This is a genomic window from Parasphingorhabdus sp. SCSIO 66989 (assembly GCF_032852305.1).
GTDB classification, from domain to species: Bacteria; Pseudomonadota; Alphaproteobacteria; order Sphingomonadales; family Sphingomonadaceae; genus Alterisphingorhabdus; species Alterisphingorhabdus coralli.
Window position 1 is genome coordinate 1,300,630 of the sequence record NZ_CP136594.1, and the last position, 24,268, is coordinate 1,324,897.

At 57.5% G+C, this 24,268-nt stretch carries 24 protein-coding genes and 1 tRNA gene; 17 read left to right on the top strand and 8 right to left on the bottom strand.

All coding sequences use genetic code 11. The annotated features are described in order from the left end of the window. Positions 1-54 precede the first annotated feature (54 nt). Entirely contained in the window at positions 55-1,170 is a 1,116-nt protein-coding gene (locus RB602_RS06050; protein ID WP_317083871.1) for a lysozyme inhibitor LprI family protein, read from the bottom strand. 35 nt (positions 1,171-1,205) lie between these two features. Continuing rightward, the gene (locus RB602_RS06055; protein WP_317083872.1) at positions 1,206-2,189 is read right to left on the bottom strand and encodes a 2-hydroxyacid dehydrogenase; all 984 of its coding nucleotides are present in this window, start codon (positions 2,187-2,189) and stop codon (positions 1,206-1,208) included. 218 nt (positions 2,190-2,407) lie between these two features. Here RB602_RS06055 and RB602_RS06060 point away from each other — a divergent pair, with 218 nt between their 5' ends. From RB602_RS06060 to RB602_RS06075, 4 genes are all read left to right on the top strand, one after another. After that, entirely contained in the window at positions 2,408-2,869 is a 462-nt protein-coding gene (locus RB602_RS06060) for an SH3 domain-containing protein (protein ID WP_317083873.1), read from the top strand. 615 nt (positions 2,870-3,484) lie between these two features. Continuing rightward, positions 3,485-3,730 (top strand): hypothetical protein, encoded by a 246-nt coding sequence (locus RB602_RS06065; RefSeq protein ID WP_317083875.1) that lies wholly within the window; start codon positions 3,485-3,487, stop codon positions 3,728-3,730. 43 nt (positions 3,731-3,773) lie between these two features. Further along, positions 3,774-4,130, top strand: coding sequence for a hypothetical protein (locus RB602_RS06070; protein ID WP_317083876.1), 357 nt, complete (start codon positions 3,774-3,776; stop codon positions 4,128-4,130). Between the two features lie 139 nt (positions 4,131-4,269). After that, positions 4,270-5,103: an IS5 family transposase gene (locus RB602_RS06075; RefSeq protein ID WP_317080037.1), complete on the top strand. Its 834-nt coding sequence runs from the start codon at positions 4,270-4,272 to the stop codon at positions 5,101-5,103. A gap of 520 nt (positions 5,104-5,623) precedes the next feature. Here the strand turns inward: RB602_RS06075 and RB602_RS06080 are convergent. Both RB602_RS06080 and RB602_RS06085 read right to left on the bottom strand, forming a co-directional pair. Beyond that, the gene (locus RB602_RS06080; RefSeq protein WP_317083878.1) at positions 5,624-6,478 is read right to left on the bottom strand and encodes a type 1 glutamine amidotransferase domain-containing protein; all 855 of its coding nucleotides are present in this window, start codon (positions 6,476-6,478) and stop codon (positions 5,624-5,626) included. 497 nt (positions 6,479-6,975) lie between these two features. After that, a complete protein-coding gene (locus RB602_RS06085) occupies positions 6,976-8,172 on the bottom strand; it encodes an acetyl-CoA C-acyltransferase (RefSeq protein ID WP_317083880.1) in 1,197 nt (398 codons plus the stop codon). Positions 8,173-8,478: 306 nt separating this feature from the next. Here RB602_RS06085 and RB602_RS06090 point away from each other — a divergent pair, with 306 nt between their 5' ends. The 8 genes from RB602_RS06090 (at position 8,479) to RB602_RS06125 (ending at position 17,005) form a co-directional block, all read left to right on the top strand. Continuing rightward, positions 8,479-9,660, top strand: a complete 1,182-nt coding sequence (locus tag RB602_RS06090) for an acyl-CoA dehydrogenase family protein (protein ID WP_317083882.1) — start codon at positions 8,479-8,481, stop codon at positions 9,658-9,660. After that, positions 9,657-10,043, top strand: coding sequence for a hypothetical protein (locus tag RB602_RS06095; protein ID WP_317083884.1), 387 nt, complete (start codon positions 9,657-9,659; stop codon positions 10,041-10,043). The genes RB602_RS06090 and RB602_RS06095 overlap by 4 nt, the downstream gene beginning before the upstream one ends. Positions 10,044-10,057: 14 nt before the next feature. Continuing rightward, positions 10,058-11,659 carry a carboxyl transferase domain-containing protein gene (locus RB602_RS06100; protein WP_317083887.1) on the top strand — a complete coding sequence of 534 codons (1,602 nt, stop codon included), beginning with the start codon at positions 10,058-10,060 and terminating at the stop codon, positions 11,657-11,659. Between the two features lie 250 nt (positions 11,660-11,909). Further along, positions 11,910-12,290 (top strand): endonuclease domain-containing protein, encoded by a 381-nt coding sequence (locus tag RB602_RS06105; RefSeq protein ID WP_317083888.1) that lies wholly within the window; start codon positions 11,910-11,912, stop codon positions 12,288-12,290. Positions 12,291-12,423: 133 nt separating this feature from the next. Continuing rightward, on the top strand, positions 12,424-14,352 hold the full coding sequence (locus RB602_RS06110) for an acetyl/propionyl/methylcrotonyl-CoA carboxylase subunit alpha (RefSeq protein WP_317083890.1): 1,929 nt from the start codon (positions 12,424-12,426) through the stop codon (positions 14,350-14,352). A 203-nt stretch (positions 14,353-14,555) separates the two neighbouring features. Then, positions 14,556-15,332, top strand: coding sequence for a prepilin peptidase (locus RB602_RS06115; protein WP_317083892.1), 777 nt, complete (start codon positions 14,556-14,558; stop codon positions 15,330-15,332). A 62-nt stretch (positions 15,333-15,394) separates the two neighbouring features. Further along, a complete protein-coding gene (locus RB602_RS06120) occupies positions 15,395-16,843 on the top strand; it encodes a coniferyl aldehyde dehydrogenase (protein ID WP_317083893.1) in 1,449 nt (482 codons plus the stop codon). 76 nt (positions 16,844-16,919) lie between these two features. Further along, positions 16,920-17,005, top strand: a tRNA-Leu gene (locus RB602_RS06125). Between the two features lie 15 nt (positions 17,006-17,020). On the opposite strand, the gene RB602_RS06130 is transcribed toward RB602_RS06125, so the two are convergent. From RB602_RS06130 to RB602_RS06140, 3 genes are read right to left on the bottom strand one after another with little or no spacing between them, the layout of a single operon-like run. Next, complete coding sequence (locus RB602_RS06130; RefSeq protein ID WP_317083895.1) at positions 17,021-17,896, bottom strand: ABC transporter six-transmembrane domain-containing protein; 876 nt, start codon at positions 17,894-17,896, stop codon at positions 17,021-17,023. Then, positions 17,889-18,767 carry a sterol desaturase family protein gene (locus RB602_RS06135; protein WP_317083897.1) on the bottom strand — a complete coding sequence of 293 codons (879 nt, stop codon included), beginning with the start codon at positions 18,765-18,767 and terminating at the stop codon, positions 17,889-17,891. The genes RB602_RS06130 and RB602_RS06135 overlap by 8 nt, the downstream gene beginning before the upstream one ends. Beyond that, positions 18,764-19,321 (bottom strand): TetR/AcrR family transcriptional regulator, encoded by a 558-nt coding sequence (locus RB602_RS06140; protein ID WP_317083899.1) that lies wholly within the window; start codon positions 19,319-19,321, stop codon positions 18,764-18,766. The genes RB602_RS06135 and RB602_RS06140 overlap by 4 nt, the downstream gene beginning before the upstream one ends. 37 nt (positions 19,322-19,358) lie before the next feature. Between RB602_RS06140 and RB602_RS06145 the strand changes: the two genes are divergently transcribed. Further along, positions 19,359-19,628 carry a hypothetical protein gene (locus tag RB602_RS06145; RefSeq protein WP_317083901.1) on the top strand — a complete coding sequence of 90 codons (270 nt, stop codon included), beginning with the start codon at positions 19,359-19,361 and terminating at the stop codon, positions 19,626-19,628. Positions 19,629-19,807: 179 nt separating this feature from the next. On the opposite strand, the gene RB602_RS06150 is transcribed toward RB602_RS06145, so the two are convergent. Then, the gene (locus RB602_RS06150) at positions 19,808-20,464 is read right to left on the bottom strand and encodes an alpha/beta hydrolase (RefSeq protein WP_317083903.1); all 657 of its coding nucleotides are present in this window, start codon (positions 20,462-20,464) and stop codon (positions 19,808-19,810) included. Between the two features lie 155 nt (positions 20,465-20,619). Between RB602_RS06150 and RB602_RS06155 the strand changes: the two genes are divergently transcribed. The 4 genes from RB602_RS06155 (at position 20,620) to bla (ending at position 24,268) form a co-directional block, all read left to right on the top strand. Beyond that, the gene (locus RB602_RS06155) at positions 20,620-21,687 is read left to right on the top strand and encodes a cysteine desulfurase family protein (RefSeq protein WP_317083905.1); all 1,068 of its coding nucleotides are present in this window, start codon (positions 20,620-20,622) and stop codon (positions 21,685-21,687) included. Positions 21,688-21,852: 165 nt separating this feature from the next. Then, positions 21,853-22,944, top strand: a complete 1,092-nt coding sequence (locus RB602_RS06160) for a cysteine desulfurase family protein (RefSeq protein WP_317083906.1) — start codon at positions 21,853-21,855, stop codon at positions 22,942-22,944. Between the two features lie 30 nt (positions 22,945-22,974). Further along, positions 22,975-23,319, top strand: coding sequence for a 2Fe-2S iron-sulfur cluster-binding protein (locus RB602_RS06165; RefSeq protein WP_406568395.1), 345 nt, complete (start codon positions 22,975-22,977; stop codon positions 23,317-23,319). 31 nt (positions 23,320-23,350) lie between these two features. After that, the gene (gene bla, locus RB602_RS06170; RefSeq protein ID WP_317083908.1) at positions 23,351-24,268 is read left to right on the top strand and encodes a class A beta-lactamase; all 918 of its coding nucleotides are present in this window, start codon (positions 23,351-23,353) and stop codon (positions 24,266-24,268) included.

Consider the following 24,268-nt stretch of genomic DNA (forward strand, 5'->3'; position numbering starts at 1 on the left):
GCCAAAACATGGTTAACGCGATGTGATGGGCAGGCGCATTTCCAACGCGCTTGGTTAGTTTCGCGGCGCTTGCGGTTGATCGTAAATGATCGAGAAATGCGTCTCATCGCTGATATCGAGCCGATAGCCTTGCGGGTTTTTCTGCAACGCATGGAGAAAGGCGATAATGCTGGCATCATCATCCGGCTCACAGATCCCGCCAGGGGCAATCGCGATATGGGTGAGCTGTTCCGCGTCATTGTAATGCCGGGTGCGCGCCGCGCAGTCGGGTGGCGTTTTGTCGTCAAATAGGGGCAAATCCCAATATAGCCCGGCACCATCATTCAGAACCGACATCAGGCGCAACGCGTCCCCAACCCATTGATAGCGCGTATTGGCCCATTGGCAGCAGCTTACCCGCCCGGTGACGGCAATGGTCTTGCTTTCAGGATCGGGAAAAACCTCAAAGCCGGACAGTTGATCCTCAATGTCCGCTGCCGCAAATCGTTTCGTTTCCGGCCTATAGAGAAAATAGCGATAGCCCATATTGGGACCGGCTGAAGTGGCATTCCATAATTGCAGATCGGGATAGCCATCAAAGTCAATATCCATCAGCCGTAACGCGTGCTCAAGGCTACCGCTCCAGATATTGCCTGCGACAGCGACCTCCTGAACGGCCTTGCCATTTTCGATAAACGCCAGCCGCTCCAGCCCCGCCATAAGGTCGCGTTCGCCCAATCGTCCGGACAAAGTGAAGGTGCGGCGTGGACCATAATTTGGTGCATGGCAGGTGATGCTGAAACGGGTTTCGCCCCTGTCGGGTTGGCTGCACACCAGCAGCTCTTTTGACTGTAATTCCTGTGTGCGCAGGGCATAGCTGGATTCAATACATCCAATTTGTTGCGTTTGCTCCTCCAGACTGAGGCAGGGGATATCATCGCGTTCCTGCAACCATTGCCGCTGGCTGGCGACAATCTCGCGGCGCAGATGGCGATTATTGGAAAGCAGGGCGCGATAGGCCTGTGACAGGGTGCGGTCGACAGCGGCAAGCTTCTCATCAGAACAGATCAGTTTTTCCTGCGGACTGGTCGCCCTGTTGCAGTCAAAACTCGGGTTGCTCTGTGCGCTGGCCATGCCGGGAAGGCTGCACAGCGTCAGCACAGCAACAACAGCAAGAAACGCTATGCGCATGACTTTATACTCTTTTGGAAAAGGCAGAATAATCCTCAGGCCCAACCGTCGAGCACCTGATCGGGCGGGCGATGGCCGTCTGACCATATCTGGATATTGGCGACCACGCGCATGCCCGAGGCCTCGCGCCCCTCAAAGGTCGCGCTGCCGAGGTGGGGCATCAAGACCGTATTATTGACTTCCAAAAGCCGCGGATTGACCGCCGGTTCATGGGTATAGACGTCGAGTCCGGCACCGCCAATTTTGCCCTGTTCCAGTGCCGTGATCAGCGCCTCTTCATCGATAAGCTCGCCGCGCGACGTATTGATCAGATAAGCATCAGGCCGCATTGAAGTGATCCGGTCTGCATTGATCATCTCATGCGTTTCATCATTATGTGGGCAGTGGAGCGAGAGAATATCGCTGGCGGCGATCAACGTATCGAGATCAGGTTCATAGCTGGCACCCAGCATTTGCTCCAGGCTCTCGGGCAGACGTCTGCGATTATGATAGCGGATATTGAGGCCAAAGGCGCGCGCCCGATGCGCTACTGCCTGGCCAATCCGCCCCATGCCGATAATGCCCAAGGTCTTGCCGCCAATACGATGGCCGAGCATGCCTGAGGGCGACCAGCCCTGCCATTCGCCCGCGCGCAGCAGCTTGGAGCCCTCGCTCAGCCGCCTCGGCACACCGAGAATCAGGGCCATGGTCATATCGGCGGTGTCATCGGTGAATACGCCCGGCGTATTGGTGATCAGCACATTGGCCGCGCGCGCCGCTTTCAGGTCGATATGATCAACGCCCGCACCGAAATTGGCGATCAATTTGGTCCGCATATCATCGCCGGCGAAGAGCGCCGCGTTGATATCATCGGTGACGGTGGGCACCAGCACATCGCAGTTGCGCATCGCATCGGCCAGCGCCGCTGCATCCATCGGGGTGTCGTCGCTATTGGTCTCGACATCGAACAATTCCGCCATGCGCGCCTCGACAGCGGGGGCGAGGCGGCGGGTGATGATGACCTTGGGCGTGTTCGACATGATTAGATGCTTCGCCCGAACCCCGGCAAAGGTCAAGCCTGATGCTTGATTTGCGATGGGGATGGCTGATAGGCAAAAGGCGAGCTATGATTAAAAACTATGGCAGCTGGCACGCTATGATATCCCAAAAAACCGTCAGGGCTGAGCCTGTCGAAGCCCGTCTCTCAGTATGGCACCAAGCCGATAAGCGCCCTTCGACAAGCTCAGGGCTAACGGTTTTGTTGGCGCTTTTGTGCCTTACTCTGGGCCTAACCATCCCGTCCACCGCCGCAGCACAATCCAGCGAAACACCCTATTGGGCCTCGATCGACCAGGATGTCGCCCGCACCCGCACCGGCCCCAGCACTGAATACAAGATTATGTGGGTCTATCAGCGCAAGAATCTGCCGGTAAAGGTGATCAAGCGTTATCAGGCATGGCGCCAGATTGAGGACCCGGATGGTACACAGGGCTGGATGCACTCGCGCCTGCTAACTCGCACCCGAACTGCCATGGTCATCGGAGAAATCCGCCCTATGCGTAATGCCCCCAGCAGCGAGGCAGAGATAGCGTGGCGACTGGAACCGGGCGTGGTTGGCAAGCTGGGCGAATGCACCGAAAGCGGCTGGTGCGGCTTTGATGTGAACGGGCGTACGGGTTTTGTGCGGGCGGAGCATGTGTTCGGGGCCGGGGAGCCGTAATCCTCATTCGCGCGGAGACACGGAGCCGCGGAGGATCAAGAAACTTCTCCCCTCCCCTTGAGGGAGGGGCAGCGAGACTTAGCGCCGTAAGGCGGTTAGTCGCAGCGGAGAGGGGTATGCCACTTGCGCTGTGCCTGTGGAATGCTCTTCCTTTAGTCTCGGTTTCTCGCCCTTCGTCTGCCTGCAAGGCAGGCGCTCAGGATAAACTACGGACGCGAAGGAGCGAAGAGCGCGAAGGGATTACACCAAGATCATCGCAATGCGCCAACCCCTGCAAAGAGTACGATGGGATGACACCCCGTCACCCTTTGGTCATATCTTATAAATACCCACTAAAACATTGAATAAATGGACTTAGATAAGCGCCGTCAGTGTATCAGGGCAGCATGATATGTATACGCCAAAATCGGAGCACAGCATCAACAGATAAGACAGAGGGAGGCAATGATGGCAGCACCTCTGGATAGGTGACAGTGAGGGAACCTATTTGGGGACATTTGCAACCGTCACGATAACTCCGATCATTCATAGATGACTATTTTTACAATATTAAATATAGTTATCTTGGAAAAGTACTATAAATACTACGCATTAGAACTCTCATGATCTGATTTTATGAAAAAGGCTAATCGTATGGATATCTCAAGCCGCATTAAAAAAGAAATGTCTGAAGGCATAGTTCGTGCTATATTTGAAGATGCGGGTTACAGAGTTATCGATTCAGGTATTGAAAAGTTCATCCGTGAAATATCGGTATTGACTATCAATGAATATAAATCCCTAAACTATCCTGATCCTATGAACTCCTTGCCAGATTTTATCATAATGGATAGAGATCAAAAAAGAGAAACATCTCGTTGAAGTAAAGTTTAGGAAAAAATTTGATAAAGGTGTGTTTGATTGTGTGAGCCGGCAGGTTGAAATATTTGGCGATTTAGTCCTTGTAGTTATATACGGTGATGCGCCAGATCCAAAGGGGAAAGGTAGCAAATTCCCGTCTCGATATATCAGATGTTGTAGGTTACGAAAAATCAATGGTGAGAATGGCGATGGGGATAAATCATGTGTTGAGGCTGAGTTACGGTCCGCCAAGAATGATTATAAATGGAAAAGTCTAGAAGACGCCATGTCAGGAGAAAGAGATAGCTTGTGGTGGTCGCTGCTTCCTTTGCAAGAAAAATTCTCGCAACTAAGCGAGCAAAAGGAAAAGAATGGCATCTCACAAGCTATTGAGGCAATAAGTGGTTTGTTAAATAATTGATCGTCGATTTTCCAAAAGCCCTAAGCTCGATAATTACAATATTTACGGTGATAATTTTCTAAGAGCCTGATCCGAAAGTTATTGAACAATACCAGCCATTTGTGATTCACACCTGCTTTGCGAAGAGTAGGAGTGAAGCATGGCATGGACTGGTATTGCCCGGGCTGAGCATAGCCGGGAAGGTTTGCGATATCCATCGGATATGACGGATAGGGAGTGGATGTTGCTGGAGCCGTTCATTCCCCCGGCGAGGCGTGGTGGTCGGCCGCGGACGGCGGATATGCGCGAGGTGGTCAATGCGCTGCTCTATATTGCCTCTGCCGGATGTGCATGGAGGTTGCTGCCCAAGTGTTTTCCGCCAGTGTCGACGGTACGGCGCTATTTCTACGCATGGCGGGACACTGGCCTGTTCGATACGCTCAACATGGTGCTGGTGATGAACCTGCGCGAGATCGAGGGGCGCGAAGCCTCGCCCAGTGCTGGCGTGATCGACAGCCAGAGCGTGAAAACCACCGAGAGCGGTGGAATATCGGGTTATGACGCGGGCAAGAAGGTGAAAGGCAGGAAGCGGCACATCATAACCGACACATGCGGGTTCCTGATCTTCGTCCTCGTCCACAGTGCCGATATTCAAGACCGTGACGGGGCTGTCGATGTGCTGGCGGCAACTCGCCACCGCTTCCCCTGGTTGCGACACGTCTTTGCTGACGGAGGATATGCAGGGCAAAAACTGGGGGTTACGTTGGCTGGCATGGGGGCGTGGACCATGGAAATCATCAAGCGCTCCGATCACACCAAGGGCTTTCAAGCCCTGCCACGCCGATGGGTCGTCGAACGCACCTTCGCATGGCTAGGGCGATGCCGACGCCTCGCCAAAGACTGGGAAACATCCATCGAAAGCTCAACCGCATGGGCGCTCATCGCTTCCATCCGTATGATTATACGAAGAACCGCAAAATACTGTTATGCTTGAGATACTTTCGAATCAGGCTCTAAGTCCCCGAATTACCCGAAAGACCTGCGGCTTTCCCCTTCGCGCACTTCATAATCTTCGCGACCTTCGCGTGAAATATTTGGCTCGGTGCGAACCCAACACCTGACCAAACGGCCCCGACCATCGCCAAGCACAGCCATCCGATCCGGGTCAAAAACATCAGCTCCAAGCCGATGTCCTACATCCCATCCGCCTGCTATCATCGCTGAGGCTCTTTCTTATCTGTTGATCCTGTGTTTTGATTTTGGCGTATATGTGTCGCCTTGTCCTGATGCGTAGTGGCTGTCGCATATGTCCATCTATTCAATGGCTTAATGGGCAGATAGCGGGTGGTCCAACAGGGTGACACGGTGTCACCTTGTGTCACTTTTGGTTGGATTTGGTGCGCTGAGGTACAATTACGGTGGAGAGGAAGGCTCAGGGGTAATTCGGGGACAGTTTCTTGGGCAATGCGCTCAATCGCGACCGGAGCTAGCAAAACCTGTCCCCGAATTACCCATTAATCTCCACGCCCGGCGATAATCAGCATCGCCTTATTGGCGACTTCGGCTCCCGCATTCTGGTTCTGCCCGGTGACGAAGCGCTTTTCCGCATCGATCACCACATGATTGGCGAAGATATCGATAAAGGCGGTGCGCGATTCAAATTCGACGCCCGCTTTGCGCAACTCGGTTTCCGGGTGATAGGGGGTAAGGCCAATGCCGAGCTGCTCGACCTGTTTGTCGGTGACGCCGGTCATGGCGCGGCCGCTGATCAGCAGATTGCCCTGACTGTCCTCAGCTTTCACAAAACCGAGCGGGCCATGGCATACGCCGGACAGCACCGGCTGGTGCGCGGCATAATAGGCATCACTGATAAGCCGGGCGAGCGCAGAAGACTCGGCGAAATCATAGGCCGCGCCCCATCCGCCAGCGAGGAAGATGATGTCATATTGCGACACATCGACCTGTTCCAACGGGATCGATTGCGCCACTTTTTGCTGGAATTCTTCGTCCTTCAGATAGCGCTCATCGGCTTTGCTTTTGATGAAATAGTAGAAACTTGAAGGGTCAATCGGGATTTCGCCGCCAGCGATGCTGGCAATATCGACCTGCATTCCGCCTTCCAGGAATTCATAATAGGGCTCGGTCATCTCCGAGCCGAACACGCCGGTCGGGTCGCCATCGGTCTCGCCCGGTTTGTTCAATATGGCATGGCTGGTGGTAATGATCAGCGCGCGTTTGCCGACCAGCGAGACCTCTTCACCCTGATAATCGGGGTGGAGACCGGCGGCATTGAGTAAAGATGGCAGGGTGATAAGCAAGATGCCGGTTAACGCCGCGACGACACCAGCGCCGATGACAATTTTCCGCATATATCTATCCCGTTTTTGGTCAGTTACAGCGTTGCAACCGGCTTCAAGCAGGCAGGTCTATATCATGCACTTACAGGGATGATATGCGGGGAATTGTCGCATACTGTGTCAGGAATTGCACTGACAGTTCACCAAACTCCTGAATTATCGAGAGGAAGACGCAGGGGTAATTCGGGGACAGTTTCATGGGCAATGCGCACAAACGCGACCGGAGCTAGCAAAAACTGTCCCCGAATTACCATCTCTTCGCGGTCCTTCGCTGCTTCGCGACCTTCGCGAGAAACAGAGGTCGAGGGAAGAGCTATCCGCAAGCTCCTGCGCAAGTGGCATACCCCACCCCGCTGCGACTAACCACCTTGCGGCGCTAAGTCTCGTTGCCCCTCCCTCAAGGGGAGGGGAGGAGTTTTCTCCGCATCTCCGCATCTCCGCGTGATGCTATTGCCCTCCCGTTTGCGGGAGGGGTTGGAGTGAGCCTATTTAGCTGGCGCAGCGGGCGCTCAGACGAGCTCGACCGCCACCGCCGTAGCCTCGCCGCCGCCGATGCACAGGCTGGCGACGCCGCGTTTCAGGCCGCGCGTTTCAAGCGCTCCGAGCAATGTGGTGATGATCCGCGTGCCGCTGGCGCCGATGGGGTGACCGAGGGCCGTGCCGCCGCCATTGACGTTGATCTTCTCATGCGGGATGCCGATGTCCTGCATCGCGAACATGGTGACGCAGGCAAAGGCCTCGTTCACTTCCCAGAGGTCAACATCATCTGTGCTCCAACCGGTCTGCTCGAGCAACTTGTTGATCGCGCCGACCGGGGCGATGGTGAATTCTGCTGGCTCCTGTGCATGAGCGGCATAGCCGATAATCTTCGCCACCGGGGTCTGGCCATTGGCCTCGGCCTTGCTTTGGCGCGTCAGCACTAGCGCCGCGGCACCGTCCGAGATTGAGCTGGAGGTGGCGGCGGTAATCGTGCCGTCCTTGGCAAAGGCCGGGCGTAGGCTGGGGATTTTGTCCGGGCGACCGCGGCCGGGACCTTCATCGGTGTCCACCGTCTGCTCGCCTTTGCGGGTAGCATAGGTGACCGGGGTGAGTTCCTTGGCGAAGGCACCGCTTTCAATTGCGGCATTGGCGCGGCGCAGCGACTCGATGGAATAATCATCCTGCGCCTCGCGGGTCAGTTGATATTTGTCGGCCATATCCTGCGCAAAAGTGCCCATGGCGCGGCCTTCTTCATAGGCGTCTTCCAGACCATCGAGGAACATATGGTCATAGGCGGTGTCATGGCCGATGCGCGCGCCGGAACGGTGCTTTTTCATGAGGTACGGCGCGTTGGTCATGCTCTCCATGCCGCCGGTGACGACGGTGTCGACACTGCCAACGGCAATCGCCTCGGTGCCCATAATCACCGTCTGCATGCCCGAGCCGCAGACCTTGTTGACCGTGGTTGCTTGTACCGATTTCGGCAGACCCGCCTTGATCCCCGCCTGACGCGCCGGGGCCTGACCCAGACCGGCCGGGAGAACACAGCCCATATAGATGCGGTCGACATCCTCGCCCTTCACATCGGCGCGCTCGACAGCGGCCTTGACGGCGGTAGCACCGAGATCGGTGGCGCTGACATCGGCCAACGCGCCCTGCATCGCGCCCATCGGCGTGCGGGCATAGGAGAGGATAACAACGGGGTCTTGTTCGGAAAATGCTGCCATGGGGAATGTCCTTTTTGTCTCGAACTGTTGGTCTTGTATAAACGTCATTGCGAGCGAAGCGAGCCACAGGCGACCGAAGGTCAACCAATCCAGTGCGTCTTGGGCTACTCTGGATTGCCGCGTCGCTACGCTCCTCGCAATGACGACCTAGCCACTGGTAATAATGACTAAGTCGCTCACGGGAAATATATGCCTTAGTAGTAGGCCTGCGCAATCCAGATTCCAAAGAAAATACCCTTGGCGAGCGCGAAATAATCTTTCACAAGCGCAAAAAATGAATGCAACGCTTCCCCAGGAGAGAATGACATGAGTGCCTATCCCGATTTTGATTTTCAGCTGGGCGAAATGGCTGATCAGATTCGCGATACCACGCGGCGTTTTGCGACCGACAAGATCGAGCCGATTGCGGCCAAGGTAGACGCCGAAGACTGGTTCCCGCGCGACGAGCTATGGACCCAAATGGGTGAGTTGGGGCTGCATGGCATTACGGTGCCGGAAGAAGATGGCGGGCTGGGACTTGGTTATCTCGAGCATGTCGTGGCGGTCGAAGAAGTCAGCCGCGCCAGTGCGTCCATTGGCCTCAGCTATGGCGCGCACTCCAACCTCTGCATCAATCAGATTGCCCGTTGGGGCAATGCCGAACAGAAAGAGAAATACCTCCCCGGTTTGGTCAGCGGCGAGCATGTCGGTTCGCTAGCCATGTCGGAGGCCAATGCCGGGTCCGATGTCGTCTCGATGAAATTGAAGGCCGAGGCGGTGCCAAGGGGAAATCGCACCGGCTATATCCTCAACGGCACCAAATTCTGGATCACCAACGCGCCCTATGCCGACACGCTGGTGGTCTATGCCAAGACCGATCCGGGCGAAGGTTCGCGCGGCATCACCGCATTCCTGATCGAAAAGGATATGCCCGGCTTTTCCATCGGCCAGAAGATCGAAAAGGTCGGCATGCGCGGCTCGCCCACGGCAGAGCTGGTGTTCAATGACTGCGAAGTGCCCGAAGAAAACGTCATGGGTCCGGTCGGCGGCGGCGTCGGGGTGCTGATGAGTGGCCTCGACTATGAGCGCGTGGTGCTCGCCGGGCTGCAACTCGGCGTTATGCAGGCCTGCCTCGATTGCGTCGTCCCCTATGTCCGCGAGCGTCAGCAATTCGGCAAGCCTATCGGCTCGTTCCAGCTGATCCAGGCCAAGGTCGCCGATATGTATGTCGCGCTGAATTCTGCGCGTGCCTATGTCTATGCCGTTGCCAAGGCGTGCGATGCGGGCAACACCACGCGCTTCGATGCGGCAGGCGCGATCCTGCTCGCCAGCGAAAGCGCATTCAAGGTTGCAGGCGAAGCGGTGCAGGCGCTGGGCGGCGCGGGCTATACCACCGATTGGCCGGTCGAGCGGTATATGAGGGACGCCAAGCTGCTCGATATCGGCGCGGGGACAAATGAAATCCGCCGGATGCTGATCGGGCGGGAATTGATCGGGGCGGCGGGTTGAGTAACTTTGGAACAACTTTCAAAAGCTGGCTAAGTGAGCAACTCTCTGTTCCAATCCCTGAGGATATCGAGGCTTTCTCGATAAACCTATACGAGCTTGGCGAACCTAACGCCAAATTCGGCGTCGAAATCATCGGTGCTGGGTCGTTTAATGCTTCTAACGAAGACTGGGCGTGCGATGAGGTTTGGCAGCCAGAAACACGCGGAATAGAGATACCCGTGGGCTTTTCCGGATCAGATTGGCAAACCTGTCTACATCGTGTGAAGGCTCTGTTGCTCGATCTGATCGTTTCTGATGAGCCGTTAGTCGCTGTTATCAAGGGCTCGCGAGGCCTAGGCTTGGGCTTTGTCGATGGAGACCTCGAAATCATATGGCAATTATAGTTTAGAGAATGAAAATGATCGCACCCGTTTTGACATCGAAACTCGATTTCGAAAGCCCCGAAGCCAAAGCCAATGCGGCGCATAATCGGGAACTAGTAGAGGAATTACGCGGCAAGGTTGCGGTGGCGGCTTTGGGGGGCTCCGAGGGCAGTCGGGAACGGCATGTGTCGCGCGGCAAGCTGCTGCCACGTGAGCGGGTGGAACGGTTACTTGATCCCGGCTCGCCTTTTCTCGAGGTTGGCCAGCTCGCCGCCAATGGGCTGTATGACGATGCGGTGCCGGGCGCTGGGCTGATCTGCGGCATTGGCCGCGTTTCCGGGCGGCAGGTGATGATCGTCTGCAATGACGCCACGGTGAAAGGCGGCACTTACTATCCGCTGACAGTGAAGAAGCATCTGCGGGCGCAGGAGATTGCCGAGCAGAACCATCTGCCGTGCATCTATCTGGTCGATAGCGGCGGCGCCAATCTGCCGCATCAGGATGAGGTCTTCCCCGATCGCGAGCATTTCGGTCGTATCTTCTTCAACCAGGCGAATATGTCGGCGAAACAGATCCCGCAAATCGCCTGCGTCATGGGCAGCTGCACCGCTGGTGGCGCCTATGTGCCCGCCATGTCCGACGAGACGGTGATTGTCCGCAATCAGGGCACTATTTTCCTCGGCGGTCCGCCGCTGGTGAAGGCAGCGACCGGCGAGGAGATCAGCGCCGAGGATCTGGGCGGCGGAGATCTGCATGGCCGCAAATCGGGTGTCGTCGATCATGTCGCCGAGAATGACGAGCATGCGCTGACCATTGTCCGCGATATCGTCTCGCACCTGCCGCAGAGCCGCGAGCCGGACATTGATCTCTATGAACCGCGCCCGCCCAAATATGACGCCGAGGAGCTCTACGGTATTCTGCCCGAAGATGTTCGCGCGCCCTATGATGTGAAGGAAATCATCGCGCGGCTGGTCGATGGCAGCGAATTTCACGAATTCAAGGCGCTTTATGGCAGCTCGCTGGTCTGCGGTTTCGCCCATATCTGGGGCATGCCGGTGGCGATCCTCGCCAATAACGGCATTTTGTTCAGCGAGAGCGCACAAAAGGGCGCGCATTTTATCGAACTCGCCTGCCAGCGGCGTATCCCGCTATTGTTCCTGCAGAATATCTCGGGCTTTATGGTCGGCGGCAAATATGAGGCGGAGGGCATCGCCAAACATGGCGCCAAGCTGGTCACCGCTGTCGCCACCGCCAGCGTGCCGAAAATCACGGTGCTGATCGGCGGCAGCTTCGGTGCAGGCAATTACGGCATGTGCGGCCGCGCCTACAGCCCACGTTTCCTGTTCTCCTGGCCCAATAGCCGCATCTCGGTGATGGGCGGCGAACAGGCGGCCAGCGTCCTCGCCACCGTCCACCGTGATGCCGATAGCTGGACCGAGGAAGAGGCTGAGGCGTTCAAGGCGCCGATCCGCCAGAAATATGAGGATGAAGGCAACCCCTATTACGCCACTGCGCGGCTGTGGGATGACGGTATTATCGATCCGGCCCAGACGCGAGATGTGTTGGGCTTGGCCTTCGCCGCGACGTTGAATGCGCCAGTAGAGGAGGCGCCTCGATTTGGGGTGTTCCGGATGTGAGAAATCCTCCCCGGAACGGGGAGGGGACCCATGCGCAGCATGGGGGAGGGGCACCCTCGACATGATAATATGGTGAGAAAATGCGCTATACGGTGAGGCAATTTAGCAAAATGGGATGTGTTGGAAGCGACGCAATATCCGGCCTGTGCCCCTCCACCATGCTACGCATGGTCCCCCTCCCCCTAGGGGGAGGATCATGATTAACGGTCCTCGCGATACGGTAAAACGCGCTCGCAAATTGCGTAGCGAAATGAGCCTGCCGGAGACTATCTTATGGCGCGAGTTGCGCAAGCGGCCCGGTGGCTTCAAATATCGGCGGCAGCATCCGGCCGGGCAGTATGTGCTGGACTTTTATTGCGCGGCTGCAAAACTCGCAATCGAGATAGATGGTCAGGCTCATAATAGCGAACGGGCAGCGCAAACCGATGCGCGGCGGAGCGAATTTCTGCGTTCACAGCATGTGGCGGTTTTGCGGGTTCCGGCAAAAGCAGTGCTCGAGAATTTGGAAGGTGCGGTTATGCGGATCGTGGAAGTGTGTAAAGATAGGGTCGAGAGGTTGAGCAAGCTAAATCCTCCCCGGAACGGGGAGGGGACCCATCCGCAGGATGGGGGAGGGGCGCCTTCGACATGAACAAGATGATGCAAAGGAGTGCGATATCTTACGATAAAGGTTGCGAGATGGGATGTAATCGAAACACAGCAATATGTGGCCTGTGCCCCTCCACCGTCTTCGACGGTCCCCCTCCCCGTGTCGGGGAGGAACTATGATCCAGTCCCTCCTCATCGCCAATCGCGGCGAGATTGCCTGCCGTATCATCCGTACCGCGCGCGATATGGGTATCCGCACTGTTGCGGTCTATTCCGATGCTGATGCCAAGGCGCTGCATGTGCGTCAGGCGGATGAAGCGGTACATATCGGGCCGTCTCCGGCGGCGGAATCCTATTTGGTGGGTGAGAAGATCATCGCCGCCGCCAAGGAGACCGGGGCCGACGCGATCCATCCGGGCTATGGTTTCCTTTCGGAAAATGCCGATTTTGCGCAAGACGTGATCGATGCCGGGCTGATCTGGGTCGGGCCGAAGCCGGAATCGATCCGCGCCATGGGTCTGAAGGATGCTGCGAAGAAGCTGATGGATGAGGCCGGTGTGCCGACCACGCCGGGCTATCTGGGCGATAATCAGGACCCTGATCATCTCGCCAGCGAGGCCGAGCGCATCGGTTATCCGGTGCTGATCAAAGCGGTTGCGGGTGGCGGCGGCAAGGGTATGCGCAAGGTGGATGCGGCGACGGATTTTGCCGATGCGCTGACCAGCTGCAAGCGCGAGGCGATGGCGAGTTTTGGCAATGATGTCTGCCTGATCGAGAAATGGATCGAGAGCCCGCGCCATATCGAGGTGCAGATTTTCGGTGATAGCCATGGCAATGTCGTTCACCTGTTTGAGCGCGATTGCTCGCTGCAACGCCGCCATCAAAAGGTCATTGAAGAAGCGCCAGCCCCCGGCATGGACGAGGCCACCCGCGAGACCGTCTGCGGCGCAGCTGTGCGTGCGGCGCAAGCGGTGAACTATGAAGGCGCGGGCACGATCGAGTTTATCGCCGACGGCTCGGCAGGGCTGAGCGCCGACAAAATCTGGTTTATGGAGATGAACACCCGGTTGCAGGTTGAGCATCCGGTGACCGAGGAGATTACCGGGGTTGATCTGGTAGAATGGCAGCTGCGTGTGGCGTCCAGCGAGGCAATCCCGCTGGTGCAGGACGAGCTGAGTATTAACGGCCATGCGATAGAGGCGCGGCTCTATGCGGAAGACCCGGCGAGTGGGTTTCTGCCGAGTATTGGGCGGTTGGAGCATCTGGACTTTGGGCCTGCCTATCGCATTGATACCGGCGTGCAGCAAGATGCTGACATATCGCCATTTTATGATCCCATGATCGCTAAGGTTATCGCCTTTGGTTCGGATCGCGAAGAAGCCATTGAAGGGCTGTCAGAAGCATTGCAGGCAATTGAGATATGGCCGGTAAAAACAAATGCGGCCTTTCTCCTGAAGGCCGCCACACATCCCGATTTTGTCGATGCCGAGCTGGATACTGGGTTTATTGAGCGTAACCTAGAGGCGCTTGTGCCAGTATCAGAAATCAAAGATTCCACCTGGAATGCAGCGGCCAAGTTTGCGCTGGCAGATGGCGATAAAGACCTTGGCTATTTACCGTTAGATTTCAGGCTGAATGCGGAACCGGTAAAGCGCGTTACGCTTGGCCATGATGGTGAGACCCGGACGCTGGATATGCTTGATAAGCAGGAAATTCTGATCAGATCAGATTTCAGTGGTAAGGACATGGTTCTCTCAGAAGAGTATGGAGAGAATGTCAGCTATACCGCACACATGGATGCTGAACAGATAGTGGTTTTCTCTGAGGGGCAGGCAGTCGCTTTTGATCGTGCGGTCAGGGGTTCTGGTCAAGGCACTATTTCTGACGGCACCATACTCTCCCCCATGCCCGGCAAAATTATCGCCGTTGCGGTGGCCGAGGGCGACAGCGTTGCCAAAGGCGACAAGCTGGTGACGCTGGAGGCGATGAAGATGGAGCATACACTGACCGCGCCGTTTGATGGCAATGTCGCAAGCCTCTCCGCCAGCGAAGGCGCGCAGGTCAGCGAAGGCGTGGCGCTGGTTGAGATTGTTGGGGGTGAGTGAATCTCCTCCCCATTTATGGGGAGGGGGACCGCCGAAGGTGGTGGAGGGGGCGAAGCCGCAGGCGAGCTTAGCTGCGGTTGTTACCATCGCTCCGCGCCTGGCGGCGCGACCCCTCCGTCATCCACCTACGCCCCTTCGACAAGCTCAGGGGCTTCGGCGGATGCCACCTCCCCATTGCTGCGCAACGGTGAGGAGATAGAGTGATGATCGTCCAACTCCTCACCCACCCGATCTACGCGCCGCTGTTTGCTGCCATTCTCGGCGCGATCTTGGGTAGCTTTATGGGTGCGCTGGTCAGCCGCTGGCCTGCGGGGCGGAGCGTATTGGCGCCGCGTTCAGCCTGTGACAGCTGCGGCACGCCGCTGCGCTGGTATGAGCTGGTGCCGATTGTCTCGTTTCTCATTCAGCGCGGGAAATGCCGTTATTGCGGCGCGGCGATTGGCTCGGATGCGCTGGCGATAGAGGTAATTGCGGCAGTGATCGGCGCAGTATCGCTGATTATCATGCCGGGATGGGGCGGGGTGATGCTTGCGTTTTTCGGCTGGCTGTTGCTGCCGCTGGCCTGGCTCGATATGCGGCATTATTGGTTGCCTGATCCGTTGGTGATTGTGCTCGCGCTGGGTGGGCTTGGGCTGGGCATGACCGGCCTCTTCCCACCACCGCTTCTCGACAGGATTATCGGCGGCATTGGCGGCTTTGTCGCGCTGGCTGCTGTCAGCATAGCCTATCGCGCGCTGCGTGGCCGCGATGGGCTGGGCGGCGGTGATCCCAAGTTGTTTGGTGCCATTGGCCTGTGGCTTGGCTGGCAGATGCTGCCCTTCCTATTGCTGGCAGCGGCTGGCTTTGGGCTGATCCTGGCGCTGGTGGCGATAATCGGTGGGCGGCAGATCGGCGCGGCGACGCAATTTCCCTTTGGTACCTTGCTGGCCATTCCGGCCTGGCTGCTGCTCGCTTTGGGCGGTCCGGCACTCATTGGCTGAAACCCATTTCAAATTGCCACTTTCTTGGTTATGTTGCCTGAAAATCTATAGGAGCAATGCCAATGGCCACCGCGATTAAACAGGATGACCCCGCCGCACAGATGCATGACGTGCTGGCAAAACAGCGCGCGGATTTCACCGCTTCGATGCCCGAGCCGGTATCAGCGCGTATTGATCGGATGGATCGGGCGATTGCCTTGCTGGTCGATCATGCCGATGATTTCGCCAAGGCTGTCAGCGAGGATTTCGGCCATCGCAGCGAAGAGCAGACGCTGATGACCGATATCGTCCCCAGCATTTCGGCGCTGAAACATGCGAAGAAGCATATCAACAGCTGGTCGCGCGGCGAGCGGCGCAAGCCGACTTTCCCGCTGGGCCTGCTCGGTGCGAAGGCCGAGGTGAAATATCAGCCCAAGGGCGTGGTTGGCGTGGTGGCGCCATGGAACTTCCCGGTCGGCATGGTGATGGTGCCGATGGCGGGCATCTTGGCTGCGGGCAACCGCGCCATGGTCAAGCCGTCGGAATTTACCGAGCGCGTCTCCGAACTGTTTGTCGAGATTGTCCCGAAATATTTTGCTGAGACCGAAATGGCGGTGTTCACCGGCGGGCCAGAGGTCGGCATGGCGTTCTCCGGGCTGCCGTTCGATCATATGATTTTCACCGGTGCGACCAGCATCGGCAAGCATATCATGCGCGCGGCATCGGAGAATCTGGTGCCGGTGACACTGGAGCTGGGCGGCAAATCGCCAACGATTATCGGCCGCAGTGCCGACAAGAAAAAGGCCGCCGAACGTGTCGCTCTGGGCAAGATGATGAACGCCGGCCAAATCTGCCTCGCGCCCGATTATCTCTATGTCGCCGAGGAACAGGAAGACGAGATGATCGGCGCGGTGAGCCAGTCGGTCAGCGCCATGTATCCGACCTTACTCACCAATGACGATTACACCTCGGTGGTCAATGGCCGCAATCATGATCGGCTGCAGGGCTATCTTGATGACGCGAAGGAGAAGGGCGCGGAGCTGATTGAGGTCAATCCGGGCGATGAGGATTTCTCTAGCTCGAACGGCCATAAAATGCCGCTGACGATCCTGCGCAATGTCAATGACGACATGAAGGTGATGCAGGAGGAGATTTTCGGGCCCATCCTGCCGGTCAAAACCTATAACACCATCGATGAAGCCATTGATTATGTGAATGAAAATGACCGTCCGCTGGGCCTCTACTATTTTGGCAGCGATAGCGGTGAGGAAGAGCGGGTTCTAGGCAAGACCATTTCCGGTGGCGTCACGGTCAATGATGTGATCTTCCACAACGCTATGGAAGACCTGCCCTTTGGTGGCATCGGTCCCTCGGGCATGGGGCATTATCACGGCTATGATGGCTTTAAGGAGTTCAGCCATATGCGCGCTGTCTATAAGCAAGCGAGCATGGATGTCGCGGGTATGGCCGGGTTCAAGCCGCCTTATGGCAAGAAAACCTGGGCCACAATCAAGCGCGAGCTGAAGAAATAGGCCGAACGCAAAAGCTGCATTGCAAGTCGCTTCCGGCTTCGCTATCTGGTTCGGCCTGCCGGATGGTCACACTTATGCGGGTATGGCGGAATTGGTAGACGCGCCGGATTCAAAATCCGGTGTCCCTAGGACATGTCGGTTCGAGTCCGACTACCCGTACCATCTCTAGGCTTTTGCTTAAGCGGCCTTCGCTTCCCCATTTATCCGCTGTGTGATCTCGGCGAGCCGGGTCAGGCTTTGCAATGCCGCGGGCAAGGCGATGGCCGATTCCAGAAACTCGAATGAATAGACGACTATGGAGAAAATCTGTCCGGGCGATGCAGCTGTTTGCGTTGCGGCGAACCACAGGTTGAAGCCGAGCATCGCAAGCAGCACCGCGAAGATCAGGCCATAAACAATCGCTTCTGTGTCCGAGAGGCGGACATAATGCCCGCGCAACAGGGATAAATGGTGCCGAATGGCGCTGCGCTCCCTGCCAGAGAGGATCGCAACCTGCTGCTCGGCCTGGGCATTCATATCATGGTTCAGGGCGTAGAAGCGTTTGGCGGACAGGGTGTAGATCAATAGCCCAGCCAGCGTTGCGCCGCCCGCTGAGGCTGCCAGAGCGCCGTGAAAGGCGAACAGCACGCCGAGAGAGACAATGATCTGGACTATAGCGGTGAGCAATATCGGCGCTTCGTCTTCGAGAAACTGGATCAGCTCGTGGCTCATCTCGACCCGTGCATTCACCGCGGAGACCGGCTGGTCGCGACCATTCTCTGCCACCGCATCGCCCAACTCGACCGCCATGTTGCCGTAGGCGCGGGTGTCATAGGCCCGCCGCGCCACCGCCAGTAGCAGCACCAGCGCCATGGCACTCAGAAGCCAGAAGAAGGACGTCCAGCTATCGCTCAGCAGGCCATCAATCGACATGCCGATGAGCAGCGGCAGCGTCGCCAGCAGCCCGGTTTCCAGCAGGGTCAGAAACCAGGTGACGCTGATCTGCCGCCAGAAATGCCGCATCAGCGAGCCGATGGACAGCGGCTTGCCATTCAGCAGACCTTGGCTAGCCATTGACGGGGACCTTAGCCGTTTCAACCGCTTTCGGCTGCCATCCCGGCGGGCCGAAAAGATACATCCAGACCTCTTTGAAGGACTGCGCTTTGGCGATATCGCGGAACAGCTGCGGCCATTCGGAGAACCACACTACCAGCGGATTGACGCGGTCAAAATCGCGTTTCAGGCCATAGCGCGGGGTTTCTTCCTCGGCCTGATAGGTGCCGAATATCCGGTCCCAGATGATCAATATGCCGCCATAATTCTTGTCGATATATTTATCGTCGCAACCATGGTGCACGCGGTGATTGGCGGGCGTATTGAGGAATGTGTCGAGAAAACCGAGCTTGCCGATCATCTCGGTATGAATCCATGTCTGATAACCAAGAATGATGATGATCGCGGCAAACACCATCTCTGCCGGAAAGCCGAGCAAGATCATCGGGAAGTGGATGATGGCCGATATAACCCCTTCGAGCGGACCGAAACGCACCGCGATGGAAAGGTTCATCTGTCGCGAGGAATGGTGCACCGCATGTTGCGTCCAGAGCAACCGGATTTCATGCGCCAGACGATGCTCCCAATAATAGAGGAAATCCGCCACAAACAGCGCGAGCGCGAATGTCGAGACAGTATAGGGCAGTGTCCAGCTGATATAGGCCTCGCTGAACAGCACATAGCCTGCATAGAGGAACGACATCAGGAATGTTTCGACCAGGATTGTCGGTATCTGGGTCGAAATACTGGCCACGATATCGAGCAGCGTGCGGCCTTTGAATGTGCCGGAAAGCAGAGACTTTGCGATCTCGATCAGCAACATGACGCCGCCGATCAGAAAGAAAATGCCTTCAAAGGAATCAGCAAATTGTGAGATGGTTTCACCGTTCATGGCTTCGCTCCCAAGCCTTTTGTCAGAGTCTGCCAGGCTAGAGTGCTAGCCTGTGTGGGCGTGAGGTCTTGCGCCTTCACCGCCTCCCATGCGGCGTAGAGCAGATTGTCATAAGCCTGCGCGATCCATGCTGTTGGTACTGCAGTATCAAACAGCCCTTCGGCTTTTGCTTCATTGATCATGTCGCGCATTTCGCGCTGCTGGCGTTCCAGTTCCGCGAGGATTTCGGGATGTTCCTCAATCTGTTCACGCATCAGGAAACGATAGCGATCGCCCAGCGGGATCAGCGCTTCCAATGTGCGACGCAGCGCTTCGGAATGGGACAGGACATCGGTGCAGGCGGTCTCTGCTGCATCCTCCATTTCCCGCAATGCTGTTTTCCCAAGCGTCAGGATCAGATCGTCACGGCCGGAGAAATGGCGGTGCAATGTCGCGCGGCCGACACCTGCGCGCTCGGCAATATCTGCGAGCGAGGCGGCCGGGTTTTCCGACAATAGGGTGAACGCAGCCTCGATAAGCGCGGCGGAAGCGGATGGTCGCAGAGAATCAATCATGAGACATATATGTCTCATTTGAGATTAATATGTCAATATGCTTCTTCTGCGATCCTCGATACGCACCGATATTGACGCATCCAATATGTTTGGGCATCGCCCGCCCATGATCAATATTGCTCTATCGCTGATGATGCTGGCGGGTTTTGCGCTCATCATCGGCGCCATCATCATGGTCCGCCGCGATGGCTGGACGCGCAAGCCTTTGCTGATGCTGGTGCTGGCGGGCATCATGTTCGCCAATGTCGCTATCTGGGCGGTACCGAATGAACGCGGTGTGGCTCCGGCAGAGGCGGTTGGCGAATGAGGAAACCATCTCCCCTCCTCTTCAGAGGAGGGGCAGTGAGACTTAGCGAGCGCAGCGAGCTTTAGTCGCAGCGGGGTGGTGTTGCGGCACGCCTTGAATTTGCCGGCGCGAGCTCACCTGCGGTTCGCCACCACCCCAACCCCTCCTCTGAAGAGGAGGGGCTTATGATACCGCGAAGATCACTTAATCGGCGAATCCGGTGCCAAGCGCATATCGAGATAGGTATCGACCGCCGCCATCAGATCTTCCATTTCATTTTCAAAGAAATGGTTGGCGCGCGGGATTTGGTCGTGATGGATGGTGATATGCTTTTGCGTGCGCAGCTTGTCGACCAGCTTCTGCACTGCTGCGGGTGCGACAATCTGGTCATTGGCGCCGTTGATGATGATGCCCGATGACGGGCAGGGGGCCAGAAAGCTGAAATCATACATATTGGCCGGTGGCGCGATTGAGATGAAACCGCGAATCTCCGGGCGGCGCATCAGCAATTGCATGCCGATCAGTGCGCCGAAGCTGAAACCGGCAACCCATGTCGTCTCAGCCTCGGGATGGACGCTCTGCACCCAGTCGAGCGCAGCGGCGGCGTCGGAAAGCTCGCCAATGCCATTGTCAAAACTGCCCTGGCTGCGGCCGACACCACGAAAATTGAAGCGCAATGTCGCAAAGCCGCGCTTGGAGAAATTGTTATAGAGGTCAAAGGTGATGCGGTCATTCATCGTGCCGCCGCCCTGCGGGTGCGGGTGCAGGATGATCGCGACCGGCGCGCGGGGGCGTGGGGCGAGGCTGAAACGGCCTTCGAGACGACCCTCGGGGCCGGAAATAATGACTTCAGGCATATCTGCTTATCCATCCAATACTGGTCACCGCACGGGGCTCGACTGGAGTCGGCAGCGCGCCCGTTTGGCGGGAAGGCACGCCTATACGCAATTGTGCCTGAAAAATGCAACAAAATGCGTGGCACTCGCTCCAATGTGAAGCTAGATAGCCGATTATGCCCGTTTCGGAACGCCTTTATCTCGACCATGCGGCGACTACGCCGGTGCTGCCCGCAGCGCGTGAGGCAATGGCGCAGGCTTTAGCGGAGTGGGCGAACCCGTCCTCACCGCATCTGGATGGCCGTGGCGCGCGGCAGGCGCTGGAGGGGCATCGCCGCCGCCTGAAAGAGCTGCTGCAATGGGATGGCGAGGTGATCTTCACCGGGGGTGCGTCCGAGGCAATAAAGCTGGCGCTGCAGGGCAAGGCTGAACGGCATATTGTTAGCCCGGTCGAGCATGATGCGGTGCTGCGCCCGGTTCCCGATGCGGTGAAGCTGGCAGTGGATTTGCAGGGTCGGGTGGTGCTGTCGAGCATCGCCCGGGCGCTGGAAGAGAGCGCGGGGCAGGCGCTGGTGGCGATCCAGAGCGTGAATAATGAAACCGGGGTGATCCAGCCATTGGCGGAGATTGGCGAAACGGTGCGCGCGCATGGCGGGATATGGCTGTGCGATTGTTCGCAAAGCGTTGGCAAGCTGCCGCTGCCCGATGCCGATATGATCAGCCTGTCGGCACACAAATTTGGTGGTCCGCCCGGCGTTGGTGCGCTGCTGGTCAAGGATCTGGCGCTGCTGGAGCCGAGCGGTGGGCAGGAAAAGGGCTATCGCGCGGGTACAGAGAATCTGCCCGCAGTGGCGTCGATGATTGCCGCGCTGGAGCAACCGACCAACTGGCACCAGCGGATCGAGGATTTGCGCCATCAGTTGGATCGGCAGATCGAGGCCGCAGGCGGTTTGGTGGTTGCCAAAGACGCGGATCGCCTGCCGACGATTGGCAGCTATCAGATGCCCGGTGTCAGCGCCAATGCCCAGCTGATCCAGTTTGATCTGGCCGGGGTCGCGGTCTCGGCGGGCAGTGCCTGCTCCTCGGGAACGCTCAAAACCAGCCATGTGCTCCACGCCATGGGCTGGGATGACAAAGCCGCCGGCGAGGTGATCCGTGTCAGCTTCGGTCCGGATACCAATCGCTCGGATATCTACCGCTTTGTCGAGATATGGCAGGGCATCGCCGAGAAAGCCAAAGCATAGCAATGTCCTACCTGAGACGGGCAGGCTATAGTGATCCGGCCGCATATTTCCTGTTGGACTTTTGTGTTGGATATACTCCAACAGCATTCGCAAGAAATGGCACTTTCAAGGGCTTCATAGGTGTGAACTTTGTGAACTTAAGGCTCCTCTCACAAGACCATGGGCATGGCTGATCGCATCTATCTCGATTATCAGGCAACAACGCCGCTGGCACCTGAAGCGCTGGAGGCGATGCTGCCTTGGCTGAGTGAGAAACACGCCAATCCGCACAGCTCGCACAGCGCCGGGCGCGAGGCGGCGGCGATGATATCGCTGGCGCGCGACCGGGTGGCGGCACTGATGCCGCCGGGCGGACAGGTGCTGTTCACCGGCGGCGCGACTGAAGCGATCAATATGGCGGTGCACTCTGTCTGCGGCAGGGATGGGCGTGCGGCCTATAGTGCGATTGAACATGCGGCGGTGATCGATGCGGTGCATGGCCATGCGGCGCAGGCAGAACATGTGGCGTTGCCGGTGAGGGACGACGGTATTGTCGATCTCCGTCAAGCCGAAGCGTTGATTAGTTCGGGAACCCGCCTCGTAGCAACGATGCTGATCAACAACGAGATTGGCACCATACAGCCGGTCGCCGAACTGGCCGATATGGCGCATCAGGCAGGTGCGCTGATGCTGTGCGATGCGGTACAGGGCTATGGCAGGGTGGATATTCCTCACAACGTCGATTTGGTGGCGATTTCGGCGCATAAAATCCATGGGCCTAAAGGGATAGGCGCATTATGGGTACGTGATGGTGTCGAGCTTTCGCCGTTGATATTTGGTGGCGGGCAGGAGCAGGGCGTGCGTTCGGGCACTTTGTCACCGGCGCTCTGTGTCGGTTTCGGCGTGGCAGCGAAGCTGGCGGCAGAGCGGCGCGAGGAAGATGCAGCGCATGTGAGGCGGCTCGCCGAACTAGCTCGCGAACAGTTTTCCGACTGGATCATAAACGGTTCATCCGAGCAGCGTTATCCGGGCAATCTCAATATCCGCAGAGAGGGGCTGGATGTGGCGCGACTGATATCCGAGGTGCGCAGCGTGGCTTTTTCCGCAGGGTCCGCCTGTGCCAGCGGGTCGGGACGGCCCAGCCATGTGCTGAGCGCATTGGGATTACCGCGTGAGGCGATCACATTATCAATTCGGCTTGGCTTTGGCCGCTATACCAGCGATGATGAGATCATCCGCGGGGCCGAACTGATCAATGCCGCAGCGGACGCGCAATAAAGGGCAGAACCCTAAGGTGGGAGCAGACAAGTGAGCGACACTGTTACGATCCATTTTGTCAGCGCCGATGGCAAGCAGGAGCAGACCGTGACCGGCAAAGTCGGCGACAAGCTGCTCAACCTGGCCCAGGCGCATGGCGAGCCGCTGGAAGGCACGTGCGAGGGGCAGATGGCATGCTCCACCTGTCATGTCATTCTGCCTAAAGAGGACTTTGCCAAAGTCCCCGAGGCAAGCGAGCTGGAAGAAGATATGCTTGATCTTGCCAGCGCGGTTACCGCGACCAGCCGCCTGTCCTGCCAGATTGTGCTGACGCCCGAACTGGATGGCATGACAGTGCGGATCCCCAATGAAGTGCGCGATATGACCGGTGCCTGAGCGCGGGCCTCTCTGCGGGCGGCGGGAGGTTTTGGGCGGTCTGGGAGCCGGGCTGGTACTCGCGGGCTGCACGCCTGTTGCCGAGGCTGAAGCGGAACCGGCGTCGCGTCTGGCGATGCAGGCACCCGACCCGGTGCTGACCAAAATCAATGAGAGCATTGGTGGCCGCATGGGCGTGGCGCTGGTCGATGACCAACTGCGCCTGCTCGCTGGACATCGGATGAATGAGCGCTTTGCCATGTGCTCCACTTTCAAGGCGCCGCTGGCGGCGGCAGTGCTGGAGATGCCCTCATTCTTCACCGAAGAAAGGGAAGGCATAGAGTCCATATCAGACTGGCTGGCGACCAGCATACCGATCTCCGAGGATGACCTTGTCTCCTATGCGCCCGCAGTCGAGCGTGTATTGGCCGAAGAACGCCGGACTATGACGATTCAGCACCTCCTCGAAGCTGTGGTGCAGATCAGCGACAATGCTGCCGCGAATATCCTGCTACGACATATTGGTGGGCCGGAAGCGATGACCAGATTCTTCCGTTCGCATCGCGATCCGATCTCTCGTCTCGACCGCTATGAGCCGGAATTGAACCAGAATATCATCGGCGATCCCCGCGATACCACCTCGCCATCAGCCATGGCGATCCTGATGGCGAGTCTGTGCTTCAGCGAAATTCCCGATGAAGAAGGCCCAATGATATTGCGCCGCCTGATGGCGGGAACCAAGACAGGCAAAAGCCGCATCCGCGCCGGGCTTCCGGAAGAATGGGATATCGGCAACAAGACCGGCACCGGCTATCCCGAGGCGCTGGCAGTCAATGACATGGCCTATATCATCACCGATAAGGGCCGCTATTTCCTCACCATCTATTGCGACCGGCCAACAGCAGATATGGACATGGTGCAAGCGGCTATGGCGAATGTTGCCTGGCATGAGATGGGAAAACTCTACTGA

Coding starts and splice junctions, on each gene's coding strand:
- RB602_RS06055 (WP_317083872.1), bottom strand. CDS start 2,189: ATGTCGAACACGCCCAAGGTCATCATCACCCGCCGCCTCGCCCCCGCT.
- RB602_RS06160 (WP_317083906.1), top strand. CDS start 21,853: ATGGCTGATCGCATCTATCTCGATTATCAGGCAACAACGCCGCTGGCA.
- RB602_RS06120 (WP_317083893.1), top strand. CDS start 15,395: ATGGCCACCGCGATTAAACAGGATGACCCCGCCGCACAGATGCATGAC.
- RB602_RS06135 (WP_317083897.1), bottom strand. CDS start 18,767: ATGAACGGTGAAACCATCTCACAATTTGCTGATTCCTTTGAAGGCATT.
- RB602_RS06155 (WP_317083905.1), top strand. CDS start 20,620: ATGCCCGTTTCGGAACGCCTTTATCTCGACCATGCGGCGACTACGCCG.
- RB602_RS06150 (WP_317083903.1), bottom strand. CDS start 20,464: ATGCCTGAAGTCATTATTTCCGGCCCCGAGGGTCGTCTCGAAGGCCGT.
- RB602_RS06110 (WP_317083890.1), top strand. CDS start 12,424: ATGATCCAGTCCCTCCTCATCGCCAATCGCGGCGAGATTGCCTGCCGT.
- RB602_RS06100 (WP_317083887.1), top strand. CDS start 10,058: ATGATCGCACCCGTTTTGACATCGAAACTCGATTTCGAAAGCCCCGAA.
- RB602_RS06130 (WP_317083895.1), bottom strand. CDS start 17,896: ATGGCTAGCCAAGGTCTGCTGAATGGCAAGCCGCTGTCCATCGGCTCG.
- RB602_RS06145 (WP_317083901.1), top strand. CDS start 19,359: ATGCTTCTTCTGCGATCCTCGATACGCACCGATATTGACGCATCCAAT.
- RB602_RS06050 (WP_317083871.1), bottom strand. CDS start 1,170: ATGCGCATAGCGTTTCTTGCTGTTGTTGCTGTGCTGACGCTGTGCAGC.
- RB602_RS06080 (WP_317083878.1), bottom strand. CDS start 6,478: ATGCGGAAAATTGTCATCGGCGCTGGTGTCGTCGCGGCGTTAACCGGC.
- RB602_RS06105 (WP_317083888.1), top strand. CDS start 11,910: ATGAGCCTGCCGGAGACTATCTTATGGCGCGAGTTGCGCAAGCGGCCC.
- RB602_RS06090 (WP_317083882.1), top strand. CDS start 8,479: ATGAGTGCCTATCCCGATTTTGATTTTCAGCTGGGCGAAATGGCTGAT.
- RB602_RS06115 (WP_317083892.1), top strand. CDS start 14,556: ATGATCGTCCAACTCCTCACCCACCCGATCTACGCGCCGCTGTTTGCT.
- RB602_RS06065 (WP_317083875.1), top strand. CDS start 3,485: ATGAAAAAGGCTAATCGTATGGATATCTCAAGCCGCATTAAAAAAGAA.
- RB602_RS06140 (WP_317083899.1), bottom strand. CDS start 19,321: ATGATTGATTCTCTGCGACCATCCGCTTCCGCCGCGCTTATCGAGGCT.
- RB602_RS06085 (WP_317083880.1), bottom strand. CDS start 8,172: ATGGCAGCATTTTCCGAACAAGACCCCGTTGTTATCCTCTCCTATGCC.
- RB602_RS06075 (WP_317080037.1), top strand. CDS start 4,270: ATGGCATGGACTGGTATTGCCCGGGCTGAGCATAGCCGGGAAGGTTTG.